General features: G+C 56.7%; 10 protein-coding genes. 4 read left to right on the plus strand and 6 right to left on the minus strand.

Going from position 1 to position 13,897, the window contains the following annotated elements; translation table 11 throughout:
- The first annotated feature begins 60 nt into the window (after positions 1-60).
- Positions 61-645, plus strand: coding sequence for a hypothetical protein (locus tag AAEZ10_RS15490; protein ID WP_056785683.1), 585 nt, complete (start codon positions 61-63; stop codon positions 643-645).
- Positions 646-683: 38 nt separating this feature from the next.
- On the opposite strand, the gene AAEZ10_RS15495 is transcribed toward AAEZ10_RS15490, so the two are convergent.
- The 6 genes from AAEZ10_RS15495 to AAEZ10_RS15520 form a co-directional block, all read right to left on the minus strand.
- Complete coding sequence (locus AAEZ10_RS15495; protein ID WP_073474635.1) at positions 684-2,312, minus strand: methyl-accepting chemotaxis protein; 1,629 nt, start codon at positions 2,310-2,312, stop codon at positions 684-686.
- Between the two features lie 114 nt (positions 2,313-2,426).
- A complete protein-coding gene (locus AAEZ10_RS15500; protein WP_207872687.1) occupies positions 2,427-2,858 on the minus strand; it encodes a hypothetical protein in 432 nt (143 codons plus the stop codon).
- Between the two features lie 338 nt (positions 2,859-3,196).
- A complete protein-coding gene (locus AAEZ10_RS15505) occupies positions 3,197-3,574 on the minus strand; it encodes a fimbrial protein (protein WP_016774580.1) in 378 nt (125 codons plus the stop codon).
- A 102-nt stretch (positions 3,575-3,676) separates the two neighbouring features.
- Positions 3,677-7,309, minus strand: a complete 3,633-nt coding sequence (locus AAEZ10_RS15510) for a transporter substrate-binding domain-containing protein (protein ID WP_130899377.1) — start codon at positions 7,307-7,309, stop codon at positions 3,677-3,679.
- Positions 7,310-7,316: 7 nt separating this feature from the next.
- Positions 7,317-8,024, minus strand: coding sequence for a response regulator transcription factor (locus AAEZ10_RS15515; RefSeq protein ID WP_016774579.1), 708 nt, complete (start codon positions 8,022-8,024; stop codon positions 7,317-7,319).
- A 173-nt stretch (positions 8,025-8,197) separates the two neighbouring features.
- A complete protein-coding gene (locus AAEZ10_RS15520) occupies positions 8,198-9,418 on the minus strand; it encodes an EAL domain-containing response regulator (RefSeq protein WP_024012832.1) in 1,221 nt (406 codons plus the stop codon).
- A 320-nt stretch (positions 9,419-9,738) separates the two neighbouring features.
- Here AAEZ10_RS15520 and AAEZ10_RS15525 point away from each other — a divergent pair, with 320 nt between their 5' ends.
- From AAEZ10_RS15525 to AAEZ10_RS15535, 3 genes are all read left to right on the plus strand, one after another.
- Complete coding sequence (locus AAEZ10_RS15525; RefSeq protein ID WP_016774577.1) at positions 9,739-10,344, plus strand: fimbrial protein; 606 nt, start codon at positions 9,739-9,741, stop codon at positions 10,342-10,344.
- A gap of 68 nt (positions 10,345-10,412) precedes the next feature.
- Positions 10,413-11,162 carry a fimbrial biogenesis chaperone gene (locus tag AAEZ10_RS15530; RefSeq protein WP_041478776.1) on the plus strand — a complete coding sequence of 250 codons (750 nt, stop codon included), beginning with the start codon at positions 10,413-10,415 and terminating at the stop codon, positions 11,160-11,162.
- Between the two features lie 197 nt (positions 11,163-11,359).
- On the plus strand, positions 11,360-13,819 hold the full coding sequence (locus AAEZ10_RS15535; RefSeq protein WP_231507563.1) for a fimbria/pilus outer membrane usher protein: 2,460 nt from the start codon (positions 11,360-11,362) through the stop codon (positions 13,817-13,819).
- Positions 13,820-13,897: the final 78 nt, after the last annotated feature.

Raw genomic sequence — 13,897 nt, forward strand, 5'->3', positions numbered from 1 at the left:
TTAAAGGCCCAGCGAATCGAGGTTATTACACTGTCTACTCTTGATAGGAGAAACGATTCCGTGAGAGCCCTCGATACCCTCAATAGCTCAAAACCCCAGAGCAACGCCGCCATCTACTGCCTGACCATTCTTGCGCTGGCACTGATCGCCATGACTGTGGTCGCCGGCTACCAACTCAATGAACTGTTTCCACTGAAGGCTGTGGTGCAACAACAGGAGGTCCAACTCACCCAGCGCGCCGATGCAATCCAGTCGATGAGCGCAGAACTGAAGCGCCTGGCGGAACAGAAACAGGTTTTGGAAGCCGACCTGCTTAGCGCAAAGGAACAGGCGAAGGCCGCTGAGCACGCAAAAACCGAACTCGAAAACAATCGACAGGCAGCCCTGACCAGCGCGGCGTTAGAGGATGAAGATTCACTGTGCGCGATCATCGAGCAAAACATCCGACTTGTTGCGGACCAACTCAATCGCGACGATTTCTTCCGCCTGCGTGATGAGCGCGAAGCTGAAGCCGAAGCGGTACTTGAAAGCTATGAAAAACAACTCGCCAGCTGCATTGAGCAGTTGACAGCACAAACCGCATCGCCAGCACAAACTGACTCTGCACCCCATGCGCAAGACTTTGCTGCGCCGATCGAGCGCTGATCAAAAAGCCCTGGTAGCCAGGGCTTTACGTTTACTGATTAAAGTTTGAATTCCTTGGTCAATTTGTTCAGCGACGCCGCCAATTGCGACAGCTCCGCCGATGCGACTGCGGTCTGTTTCGATCCCTCTGCGGTTTCACACGAAAGGTCGCGAATGCTGATCAGGCTGCGATCCACTTCACGCGCAACCTGAGCCTGCTCTTCTGCAGCGGTTGCCATCAGCAGGTTTCGCTCGTTGATGAGATTCAGCGAGCCAGTGATGTCGGTCAGCACTTCGCCGGCGATATTGGCCATTTCGAGCGTTCTCTCGGCCTGAGCGCGGGTGTGGCTCATGGAGGAAACTGCGCGGCTGGTGCCCGACTGAATGGAGCTGACCATGGACTCGATGTCCTCGGTCGACTTCTGAGTACGCTGCGCCAGCCCTCTCACCTCATCGGCAACCACGGCAAAACCGCGACCCGCCTCCCCCGCCCGCGCCGCTTCGATCGCTGCGTTCAAGGCAAGCAGATTGGTTTGTTCGGCAACCTCTCGGATAACGTCCAGCACGCTGCTGATATCGCTCGCCATGGTCGATAGCGCCTGCACCTCAGCCGAGGTGCTGTGCACGCTGGACACCATCAGGTTGATTGCGGCTACCGTGTCGCTGACCTGACTTCGACCGGCAATGGCTGCCGCGCTTGATTCCGACGTCAGCTGCGAGGTCGATGCGGCGTTGTCTGCAACCTGCTCCACCGCTGCACTCATTTCAGTGACGGCGGTGGCGGCCATTTCGATTTCATGGCTCTGACGTTGAGTGATACGCGAGATATCTTCAGTGACGCCGTGCATGACCTCCGAGGTCTCGGCCAACTGCGTGGACGAATCACGGATCATGATCAAGGCATCTCGCAGACTGGTTTGCATCGCCGCCAATGACGACAGCATTTGCGCCGCCTCATCGGAGCCATCCAGCGCAATGGTTTCGCTCAAATCATTGGCGGCGATGCATTCGGCCACCCTTAGCGAGCCTGCAATGGGTACCGTCAGGCTGCGGGTATACAACACGGCCAGGGCCAACGAAGCACCGATCGCGATAAGAATGAACACACTGACGATCAACAGCGTGTGCTCATAGACATTGTCGGCCTGCTTGCCCGCCTCATAAGCTTCTATCTCGTTGAGAGCAATCAATTTCTTGAGCGCGACCTGTACGCCATCCGACGCCGCACGCATCTGATTCCTGGACAGCGCAATGGCCGCTTCAAGCTGCCCGTTCGCCACTGTTTCAAGGTATTGATCCTGCGCCTGATCGTTGACCTTCTGTGCTTTGGCAAACTCCTCGAACGCCTCGCGCCCGGCGTCAGTCGCCAGCAGGTCAATGAGCGCACGCTGATGATTTTTGATCATCTGACGCGACTGCTGGATGTCAATCAGGGCCTGCGCTTTGCGCTCACTCGTTTCAATGGGATTGCGCAAGCGAGCGTTGTTGCCCTTGATTTCGACGAACTCTCGATCGAGTTGGCCGAGCAGCTTGATACTCGGCACGATCGTCGTCTCGACGTACGTTTCTGCCTTGTTGAGCAAGTCGACTTGCTGCAGAGCGATCAATCCGATCGCGATAATCATGAGACAGAACAAGCCGAAACACAGCGCCGAACGCGGCGCGAGATTGAGTTTACGAAGCAGCATGATGCCTTACCTTAGAGTGTATTCAAGACAATGGGGTAAACGAGTGGGCAGCAGAGCGGCGCTGCGGTATAGCGCCTCGGCGCATACCTGGATCAACGCGGGAAGGTGCGGTAGCTAGCGGTTGGCGCACGGAGAGAGTGTGGAGTTGGTCGAGGCCGGCTCCGCAATTTCCTTGAGCGCCGGATCGGCCAGCATCAGAAAATCTGCCAGTCGCGGCAGATTGATTTTCGAGACCAGGCGCATCCAGCGTTGCGGATGCGGGTTGAAGAAGGTCTTCGACCACTGGTGATCATCGTTAGGATTGAAAATCAGCAGATGACGAATCAGCGGGTTTTCCCCGAAAAAGTCGAGCGGATCCATCGCCATTTCGCTGAGCAACTCAGCATTGACGACGACCAGGCTCAACCGTTGAGGGCAGTAATACGTCAGTATTTTCAGGTCACGATAAGTGCAAACGTTCAAGACGCTGAGACAGCCCAGCTTATTGAACTGCTGTTCGATCGACTGGCCTCTTCGCACGTCGCTGTCGGCGATCAGGATCCGCAAGGATCGACTGCGGTTATTTTCAAGAAACATCGGACACCTTTGGCAGCTCCATTCTTCCTTTCAAGAAAATAACCAAGGGCCAACCTGCCTGATATGAGACTTGTCTCAAAAATGAACGCAGGGATAGATGATAAAAAGCCACACCTTGACGACAGCCCACGCGATCGGCGCATGGTCTGGCTCAGAAAGTGTTGAAGGAGGGATTTTGCAACGCAGGGGAGTCGCGACAAGCCAGAAGCGCGGGACGATTCTGTGCGAACCAGACAATTCTCATTATTAACGCCCCTCTTTGTCAGTAACCTTGAAACAAGGGGCGCAGGCTCATTCTTTCCAAGCCATCAAGGCAGCGTCATCGTCACTACGTAATTACCGCTCGTTATCTGGTGACCCTTGTTGTCCGTGAGCAGCAAGCGCTGGTCGTAATAATCGTCCTGCTCATGAGTATCGGCAATCACCTTCACAAACACCTGCTGGCGCGACTCACCTCGCCCTGCCGCACTGACGTTGTTCACGGTAAAAATCTGCCCGGTGCTTGCCTGGGGGCAATCAAGCAACTCGACAGAAGAATGGCTGGCGCCACTGGCAATGCAACTTGCCTCGACAATTCGACCGCTGAAGCGAATCACTCCGCTGACCGGCGCAGACTGGGCTGCGCTGACGGTGTCAAAACCGAGCAGGCAAAGGCAGGCAATCAATAAAGGACGTCGAATGATCATCGCGAAACTCCATGGTTATTAACCAAGGTATCGCCCGCTGCAAAATGATCTTTAACGTCAGCTTCAATGCAAGGCCAGTCGGATGGTCATGAGCCGATACGTTTACAGCTCGATCCGTTTGATTTTCTTGATCAGATCAGCCTGTGCATGCTCCAGCTTCAATGCACTGCGATTGAGGTCCAGCGGATCGATAACAGGCGCCTCGCACTCGGCTTCAAGCTCGTTACACGCCTCAATGACCTGATGCTCGGCAACAATGCGCGCCGCCCCCTTGATGCGGTGCGCCAGGTCAGCCAACAGCCCGGGATCGCTTTCGGGTATTAGCGAATGCAACTCCTCCAGATCCTTTTCGCAACTCGACAGCGCCTCGCGCAGAAGTTCTTTCATCATGTCGAGATCGCCTCCGGTGAGCTCGTCAAGACGCTCGCGAATCGAACCCAGCTCCTTGATAGTCGCCGCAGGCGGGCTTTCAAATGGCTGGGTTTCAACAGTTTTTTCCCAGCCTGCAAGCATGATCGACAAGGTGCCGAGACTGATCGGTTTGAACAGACAATCATCCATCCCGGCCTCCCGGCATTTCACTTTTTCTTCCGGCTGCGCGTTGGCCGTGAAGCCCAGTACGATGCACGGCGATCCACCACTTTCGCGTTCGTCCTGGCGAATGGTGCGGGCCAGCTCATAGCCGTTCATGACCGGCATGTTGCAGTCCGTGATCACAATGTCGAACGGCTCCGAGCGCCACAGCGCCAATGCCTGGGCACCGTCGGCGGCATCACGCACCGCCTGGCCAAGGAAACTCAGCTGCTGCGTCAACAGCAGGCGGTTGGCGCTCTGGTCATCGACTACGAGAATCCTGAGTGTCGGTACCGGTTTGTCCTGAACAACCGAAACAGGCAGCACTTTGCCGCCAAGCGGGCTGAGAATATTGAAGAACAGCGACACTTCCAGGCAGGTGCCTTTGCCAAGCGTACTGGTAATGTTCAGCCGCCCGCCCATCAATTCGCACAATGAACGGGAGATCGCCAGTCCCAGACCGGTGCCGCCTCTGCTGGAGGGACCATGGTTGGCTTGGGAAAACGGCTGGAACAGATTCTGCAGATCGGCGCTGGAAATGCCGATGCCGGTGTCCTCGACCTTGAGGTCGACCTGTAAGCGTTCGTCAGCGAGACGTTGGCCGCGAATCGAGACGCTGACATGACCGGTGTCGGTAAACTTGATCGCGTTGCCCACCAGGTTCGAGAGCACCTGCTGGAAGCGCATCGGATCAACCAATACGTCACAGCCGACAGTGGCGTCGATGTCGAGCTTCAGCACCAGACTCTTCTGCCTGGCCAAGCCGTCGAACACCCGCGCCACGGATTCGACCAATTCGCGCAGGTTGGCACGTTTCGGCGAAAGGCTGACATGGCCCGATTCGATGCGTACCACATCGAGGATATCGCCGATCAGTTCCAGCAGACCTTTTGCCGAGTCGTATGCCACTTCAATCGCCGGCCGATCGAAGTGACCTTGCTCGGCACGCTTGAGGGTAAGTTCGAGCATGCCGATCACGGCGCTCATCGGCGTACGGATTTCGTGGCTCATGGTCGCCAGGAACGTGGTTTTGGCGCGGCTCGACTCGTCAGCCAGCTCTTTCGCCGAACGCAACTCCTCGATCAGTTCACGGCGTTCGCTGATATCGATCCAGCCGCAGATCACGCCTCTGACTTCACCCGCCGTGTCGTGATACGGCTGGATCCAGTGGTAAATGATCAGCCGCGTATCACCGACATGCAGCGTGCGATCCACCTCGTAAGGTTCGTCCTGCTCGATGACGCGCAGGTAGTCGTCGTGAAATTGCAACGCCTCCTGGCGATTGCGCTTGCCGCTTTCGAGCACGGTCTTGCCGATCACGTCCTTTTCCAGCAGGCCAAATGTTTGCAGATAATTATTATTGCAGGTGACAAGCCGACCTTCACGATCACGTACGTAGATGGGATGCGGCGTGCCGTTGATCAACGCGCCCATGAACTTCAACTGATCGCCCAGCAAGCGCTCTGCCCGGCTGCGTTCGCGGATCTGCCGGCGAATATAGAAATTCCACGCCAGCGATCCCAGGATAATCAGGAACGCGCCAGCGCTGATCTGGTAGATCAGCGCCTTGTAATCGCGCCACGACAACCCCGAAAACGCTGCAATGGGACGCCACCTGTTGAGGATTACGTCCAGCTCATCCGGCGGAATGCTCAGCAGCGCCTTGTTCAGAATGCTGACCAGTTCGGTATCGGCACGCCGCGCGGCGAAAGCGAGGAAGCCTTTGTTCATGCCGACGATGTTGGAGATACGCAAGCTGTCGCTGTAGATGTGGGCGATGTAGTAGCGCGCACTGTGCAACGTGGTAATCATCGCGTCCGCTCGACCGTCCTTCACGTCAGCCAAGGCGCCCAGAACTGTTTCGTTATCAACGATCTCGATGTCGGGGTAGTCCTTGAGCAGCTCACGCTCAGCCGAACTTTCGGGCACTGCGACGCGCTTGCCGCGCAGCTCCTGCAGGCTTGAAGGCGCGCCTGCGTCCTTGGTGGTGACGATCACAAAAGGGCTGGCAAGGAACGGATGAGTGAAACGCATGCCGACTTCCCGCGAGACCGTTGGTGTCAGCAGAGAAATATCCGCGCTGCCATCCAGCAGACGCGTGCTCAGACTGGAAAAGCTGTCGGTGCGCTCGACATTGATCTGCAAGCCGGTACGCCGCTGGATGAGCTCGAGCAGATCAGCGCCGATCCCGCCAAAGTTGCCGTCACCATCAAAGAATGCAAACGGTGCCTGATCGTCATTGATCACGAACCGCGCGACCGGATGCAGCTCAAGCCAACGTGCTTCGCCGGGTGTCAGGTCAATGCGTTTGGGCGTCAGCGCCCCGCCGCCGCCCGACCAGCGCTTGGTAATTTCGGCAATCTTCGCATCACCCAGCGACTCGAGGGTCGAATCGATCAGACGCAGCAATTGGTCGTTGCCCCGGCGCAAGGCAAAGCTGAAACCGCTGGTTTGGGTTTTGACGAAAGAGTGCAGCCGCACATAGTTGAAGTAGTTGAGGTTGATCAGGTAATTGCTCGACACCGTATCGCCGAGAAACAGGTCGACCTTGCCAAAAGCCAGCGCAGCCAGTGCCAACTCGTTCGATGGAAAAAGCACGAATTCGGCGTTGGGATATAACGCGTGTAATTGACTGGAAGGCAGGTAATCGTCGGCAACCGCAATGCGCAAACCGGCCAGATTGGCCGGCATCGGTCGTCGATCATCGCCGCGCATGAACATCGCCGGCACGTCTTCGACATAAGGTTTGCTGAGCGTGACGAGGCCATCGATCAATTCGAAACTGTTGGAACTGCCCAACATGTCAATGTCACCGCGCTCAAGTGCGGCCATGGCGTCACGCCGGTCAGGGTAAGCCTTGACGGTAATCTCAACATGCAGTGCCTGACCGATAATGCACGCGATATCGGCGGCAATCCCCTCATAGCGCGTACCGCTGGCGGTCATGACATAAGGCGGGAAATCCGGAAGCGCAGAACCCAATATCAGGCTGCGCTTTTGCCGCAGCCAACTCCAGTCTTCATTGGCCAGATCGACTTGCAGCTCCTTGCAGTCCGAGCGACCGAACACCTGCAAGGTGCGCGGCTCTGCTGCCAATAACACACCACTACTGAATACGAAAAGCACACTGATTAGCAAAACACCGCGCAACAGATGAAACATAAGCGTGTTATCCCTGGTTGTCGGCTGTCAGGCTGTGCTGCAACTTGAACAGCTCTGCGTCACCACGAATGCCAAGCTTTTTGAAAGCGGCCTGTTTTTGCCCACTGATGGTTTTGCGACTGCGCGAGAACTTCAAGGCAATCTGCGTCACCCCCATCCCCTCGAGACAACAGCGCAAGACTTCTTTCTCTTTAGGTGACAGCAGAGGATTACTGAGGAAATCGTCGCTGTGCGCCGCGCTCTCGTCTTTGGCACCGGCGGGCTCTTCGATCGATGCTGGCAACACGTCAAGCTCAAAGGCCATGGTTGGAGACAGGTACAACTGGCCGGACGCTGCACAGCGAATGGCAGTAATCAGGTCATCGACCGACTGTGACTTTCCGAAGAATCCACTGACGCCCGCCCCGACCGCCATGTTCACAACTGCCGGGCGCTCTTCTGAGGAAGAGACGAGGATGCGCATGCCCGGATATTGCTTGCGCAGCAGGCGGATCAGATTGAGCCCGTCCAGCTCCCCATCGTGCAGTTTGTAATCGAGTATCAGCAGGTCGATGTCGATTTCGCGCAATCCGGCGAGCAACTGCGCGCTGCTGCCATACACACCTACGACACTGAACTCGGCTTCGCGCGTCAGCCGCGACTTCATCGCCAGACGTATGAGCGAGTGATCATCAAGGATGGCAACGCGTAACGGATTCACGACTGACCAATGCATGAACAGCTCCATGATGAAGAGTGTTGGAGGACCATCAGCACTTGGCAACCGCAGCAAATCCCGGGCATCACCGAAGCATTCAGGTGCATCTGATTGATTTCTCGGCACATGATGAGTGTTTTAAAGGCGTGACGAAATAGGGCTTTGTCCCAAAAGTCAGAATGCCGCTTGCATCAACGATCGGACGTGCCTATTGCGCGGCGCCAGGACGACTTCTGGCCTTCGAAACGCCAGTCGACCAAATGCGCCCAATTCATCGGGCGAGCATAGAAGAAGCCCTGCCCCCACTGACAACCAAGCCGCGCCAGATGCTGAACCTGATCTGCGGTTTCAATACCCTCTGCCACCACGCGCATGTCCAATTCCCGCGCCAGGGCCAACGCCCCGTGGATGACCGCGCTGTAGCGCGCCTGATGGAAATTCTGCACGAAGCCGGCGTCGAGTTTGATTTCGTTGAACGGCATCTGGCACAGCCGCTCAAGCGAAGAATAGCCGACACCGAAATCATCGATTGCCAGACTGAAGCCGAGCATGCGCAGACGCACCATGTTTTCCATGCTGATCTCGGGCATCTGCAGCAGGCCGGTTTCCGTGAGCTCGAAAATGAGCCCAGCTGGCGAGGCGCCATGGATGCGCAACAGCGCCTTGATCCGGTCGACAAGATTCGGATTGGCCATCTGCGTCACGTCGAGATTGAACGCCAGCTTGAACGGCTTGCCGTGAGACTGGACGAAGCGCTGCAGACTCAAGCCTTGCGTGAGCAGGCTGAAAAACATCTCATCGAGCAGACCGCAACGCTCGATCGTCGGCAAGAACATGCCCGGAGAAAGCAAACCGCGGCTGGGACTCTGCCATCGCACCAGCACCTCGGCGCCATCCACTTCACCACTGCGCAGATGAAATTTGGGCTGGAAGTAGGCGCGAAATTCCTGACGGCGTATCGCTTCAAGCACTTCGTTCTCCGAAGGCTGATCGAGATGACTTTCCACCACTTTGGCATCGCCCGGAGTGTGCGGCCGATAACGCGCCAACAATGGCCCCAGCACATCGACCATCAGAGGCTTGCCGACACTGCCAAGCAATTCCAGCCCCTGCAACGTGACAATCCGGTCAACCGTGCGCAACAAGTCTTCAGGCAGTGAACTGCAGATGATCACTGCACGAATCAAACCGGCCTCTCTCGCCAGGCGCAAGAACGTCAAACCATCCATCCCGGCCATGCTCAAGTCACACAATGCAACGTCCACGCCTCCAGCCTGGGATATCACAGCCAGCGCATCCTTGCCGTCAGCCGCCTGAAAGATATTTTTGTACCCCAGACTATTAAGCGCACTGACTGCCGCCGTGCGCTGAAAGGCGTGATCTTCCAAGACCAATATACGAAGCGTGTTCACAAACCTGGAACCTCTTTCTATCAGTCGTTAATAGCGAAAGTTTGAATAATCTTTCAAGCAGGACGCCCGCTCACAAACTTTGCGTTGACTGAGAATTTCTGCATCCGCGAATACTAGCCAGACAAAGACCGCACGACTTTGAGAATTGTCTCATTTGGTTCGCTGCACCATTACCGCAAATATGAATACGCCACTGCCATATTACTGACTGGCTCGCACCTTTATCGCTTTAAGACAAATCCCAAAGACCCGCCACCACCGCACACCTAATATGGCCTGGCATTTCAATGCAGCACTTCACAATAACTTCGGATATAAACATGAAAAAGTTCGCTTTCGCAGTACTCACTCTTTCCGTACTGGCTGCCTCCACTGGCGCAGTGGCTGAAGAAGAAGCGGCCAAAGCTGTCAAGGGCGGCAGCGGTCAAATCAGCTTCACCGGCGTTATCAATAACGACGCTTGCTCGGTAGATGGCGCCTTGGGTAACGACAAGATGATTGCCGTGGACATGGGCAGCGTGTCGATCAAAGACATGGGCACCGACTCTGCTCCGGGCGCCGGTCGTGTGGCCGCCAACGATTTCAACCTGAAAGTGAACTGCAACGCTGGCACCAAGGTTTCGATGCTGTTCAAACCAACCGTAAACGGCGGTTCGGGCCTGGTTGATGGAAAAAAAGTTCTCAAGCTGCAGGGTGCAGACGCGGCCAAAGGCGTTGGTATCGCACTGCTGGACAGCAATGGCCAGTTGATCGACCTGAGCTCCGAAGCCACTGCCAAAGTGCAGACCAACCTGACTGGCGACGCAACCACAGGCGGTGACGGCACCCTGTCGTTCGCAGCCGCTTACGTCACCACCGGCGACAAGACCACCGCTACTGCCGGTACCGGTAACGCCACTCTGCCGTTCGTTCTCGAATACGAATAAGCAGCCCGCAATACCTGGACGGGGCCGCTGTGCCTCGTCCTTCCCGAACAGATTAATCGGTGAAATCTATGTTAAGTCGCTACTTTCCGCTTTGCCTGGGGCTTGCCGGGGTGTTGATGACGCACTCGGCATTCGCCAGCATCTCCTTGAGCTCCACCCGGATTATCTTCGATGGCGCGCACAAAGAGGCGAATGTCACCGTGCGCAACGGCGGACAAACCATTCTGGCGCAATCGTGGCTGGATGCCGGCGACACGGCTGGCAGCGCACCGCCTTTCGCAGTTACTCCACCACTGGCCAAACTTGAGCCCAATCAACAGCAATTACTGAGGATTCTTTATGAAGGCCGCGGCATGCCTGCGGACAAGGAGTCGGTGGTATGGCTGAACGTGCAGGAAATCCCCCAGGCCAGTGCTGCCGATGTCAACACGCTGCAATTGGCGGTACGTCAGCGTATCAAGGTCTTCTTCCGCCCGGACGGACTCACCGGTGATGCCGCAAAGGCACCGGAGCAACTTGCATGGCAATTGGTCACTCAGGCTGGCAAGTCGGTGCTGAAAGTAAAAAACCAAAGCAACTACCACGTGTCGCTGGCGGATCTGAAAGTCGTTGCAGGGAAAAAAGCGGAATTGGTAATTGATTCGACAATGATCGTTCCAGGGGAAGTTCGCTCATTCAATCTGAAAGATCTGCCAGCTGGCACTTCGCATTTGAGTTTTTCAGCAATTAACGATTACGGCGCACAACAACGATTCGATGCACCACTAAGCGTTGCCGAAAGCCATGCCGAGCGCGTGAAAGATGCCTCCGCCCAGTAAATCCCCCGCCCCACCCTGCCAACTTACAAGCTATTCACAAGTTCCGGACTCCGGTTGAAGCAACACGGACTGATAAGGCAAATTGCATGTTTTCCTCCCAACACCACACATCTGAAAGTTGTGTTAAGCATCATGTTGCGCGCCAGAAAAACAAAGCGGCGTTGGGCTGCCTGCATCCATTGTGCTTTGCTATCAACATGGCCATTTGCGGATTCGCCGTGGGCGCCGAAGCCCCGGCCGCAGTGGCGAGTGAATCTTTCAATACGCTGTTCCTTGAAGGTTCATCGGCGGTCGATCTGCAACCGTTGCTGAATGCCAACAGCGTCTTGCCAGGCCAATACCGCGTCGACGTGTTCAGCAACGGCACGCTGGTCGGGCGTCGCGATATCGATTTCGCGGCCAACTCGGTCAACGGCAAAGTCGAGCCACGCATCACCCTGGAACTGTTGCAGCAGCTGGGTGTGGACATGCGCAAACTGCGTGAGCAGGGTCTTGTTGACGAGCAACACCCTGCCGATCACTACGACCTGCCTGCAATGATCGAGCAAGCGAGTCTCAATTTCGATGCCAACCGCCTGCGCCTCAATATCAGTGTGCCGCAGGTCGCCATGGCGCGTGGCATGCGCGGCTATGTAGATCCAGAGCTTTGGGACCAAGGTGTGGCCGCCGGTTTCATCAACTACCAGCTGAGCAGCACCCGCAGCAAAACCGATTACACCACGCAAATCTCCAATAACCTGGGGCTGCGCAACGGCATCAACTTTGGTGCCTGGCGTCTGCGCAACGAATCCAACCTGAGCAGCTCCACCGGCCGGCCCAACCGTTTTGTCAGCAACCGCACGTTCATCCAGCGCGACCTCACGGCGATCAAGGGGCAACTGAGCGCGGGTGAAATCTTTTCCGACTCGGATCTGTTCGACAGCGTGCGCTACCAAGGCGTCAAGATCGCTTCTGATGAAGGCATGCGTGCGGACAGTGAGCGCGGTTATGCACCAATCATTCGTGGCGTGGCGGAAACCAATGCGAAGATCGAGGTCCGCCAGGACAACTACATTCTCTACACCACCAATGTACCGCCGGGTCCGTTCGAGATCAGTGATATCTACCCATCGGGCTCCAACGGTGACCTGGAGATCACCATTGTCGAAGCGGATGGTCGGCGCAAGGTAACCCGGCAGGCGTTCTCCGCCCTGCCGACGATGGTGCGTGAGGGGCAACTGAAGTACAGCCTGTCGAGCGGCAAGTTCAACAACAACAGCGAGGGCTATGACAAACCGGCTTTCCTTGGGGGCACTTTCGCCTACGGCTTGACCAGCAATCTGACGGGCATTGCCGGCATTCAGGCGAGCAACGGCTTCAAGGCGCTGTCCATCGGTGCGGCGAAGAACACCTCGATTGGCGCGATGTCCCTGGACGTTACGCAATCGTCCAGCAAGGCATTCGGCAAAACCACCCAGGGCAGCAGTGTCCGCGCGCTCTATGCAAAGACCTTCACCGGTACCGATACCAGCTTCACCCTCGCCGCCTATCGTTATTCCACCGAGGGTTACCGCACGCTGACCGACCATGTGCAGGACACCAGCGCCGGCGCTACGCGGCGCGCGGGCAATGCCAAAACCCGTACCGACCTCACGGTCAACCAGACCCTTGGCGAAGCGCGCCAGTTCGGCTCGCTGTATTTGAATGCCAGTGACCAGCGCTATTGGGATCGCGGTGGCTCGCGCAGCTTTTCCGCCGGCTACAACAACAATTGGCGCGACCTGAACTACAACATCAGCCTGAGCAAAACCCAGGAATTCGGCGCACGCGGTGACACCAGCAACGATACGCAATTAAGCGTTTCAATATCGTTCCCGCTCGGATCGACACCACGCGCACCGCGTGCCTACGTTTCCAGTAACCATCAGAACGCCGGTACCAGCACGCAAGCCGGGATCAATGGTTATCTGACCGAGGACAGCGACACCTACTATTCCGTGCAGACCGGGCGCAGCGTCCAGGGCGAGCGCTCTGGCTCGCTCAGTCTGAGTACCCGTACGTCGATGGGCGATCTGGGCTTTGGCTACAACCGAGGCAGCGGCTATGAGTCGCAGAACCTGAGTGCGGCCGGATCGATCGTGGCTCATGCCGGCGGCATCAATATGGGCCAGACCGTCGGTGAAACGTTCGGCCTGGTGGAAGTCCCCGGCATGTCGGGCGTCGAAGTCAGCAGCTATTCGGGTGTGAAAACCGGCCTGAACGGCTATGCGGTTCTGCCTAACGCGCAACCGTACCGCGTGAACTGGGTAACGCTGGACACGCGTAACCTGGGCGGTGAGATCGAGCTGGACAATGCCACCCAACAACTGGTGCCAAGACGAGGTTCGGTGGTTCTTGCACGCTTCGAAGGCAGCAAAGGCAGACGCGTCCAGTTTGAACTGTACGATGCCAACGGCCAGCCGATTCCATTCGGCGCGGTGCTGTTGGATAGCGACGGCAAACAACTGGCATTGTCAGATCCGACGGGCAAGGCCCTGGCGCTGGTGACCAAAGATCACGGTGTCATCACCATCAAGTGGCAGGGCAAAAGCTGCCCCGTGCCATACAAGCTGCCGGAAAAGGTCGAAGGCTTGAACTATGAGCAATACCGGTTGGCTTGCGCTTCGAGCCCGAAGTAGACCGACCGCGAACTTGTCACTCTGCGCCCCCTCAGCCAGAACACAGCCCTGATGATTCAGGGCTTTTTAACGCGCAGT

Source organism: Pseudomonas sp. H26/SER47-MNA-CIBAN-0231 (genome assembly GCF_040310465.1).
GTDB classification, from domain to species: domain Bacteria; phylum Pseudomonadota; class Gammaproteobacteria; order Pseudomonadales; family Pseudomonadaceae; genus Aquipseudomonas; species Aquipseudomonas atacamensis.

What these genes read in the sequence shown, in the direction of transcription:
- AAEZ10_RS15495 (WP_073474635.1), bottom strand. Translation starts at nt 2,312, where the DNA reads ATGCTGCTTCGTAAACTCAATCTCGCGCCGCGTTCGGCGCTGTGTTTC.
- AAEZ10_RS15505 (WP_016774580.1), bottom strand. Translation starts at nt 3,574, where the DNA reads ATGATCATTCGACGTCCTTTATTGATTGCCTGCCTTTGCCTGCTCGGT.
- AAEZ10_RS15510 (WP_130899377.1), bottom strand. Translation starts at nt 7,309, where the DNA reads ATGTTTCATCTGTTGCGCGGTGTTTTGCTAATCAGTGTGCTTTTCGTA.
- AAEZ10_RS15515 (WP_016774579.1), bottom strand. Translation starts at nt 8,024, where the DNA reads ATGCATTGGTCAGTCGTGAATCCGTTACGCGTTGCCATCCTTGATGAT.
- AAEZ10_RS15525 (WP_016774577.1), top strand. Translation starts at nt 9,739, where the DNA reads ATGAAAAAGTTCGCTTTCGCAGTACTCACTCTTTCCGTACTGGCTGCC.
- AAEZ10_RS15530 (WP_041478776.1), top strand. Translation starts at nt 10,413, where the DNA reads ATGTTAAGTCGCTACTTTCCGCTTTGCCTGGGGCTTGCCGGGGTGTTG.
- AAEZ10_RS15535 (WP_231507563.1), top strand. Translation starts at nt 11,360, where the DNA reads ATGGCCATTTGCGGATTCGCCGTGGGCGCCGAAGCCCCGGCCGCAGTG.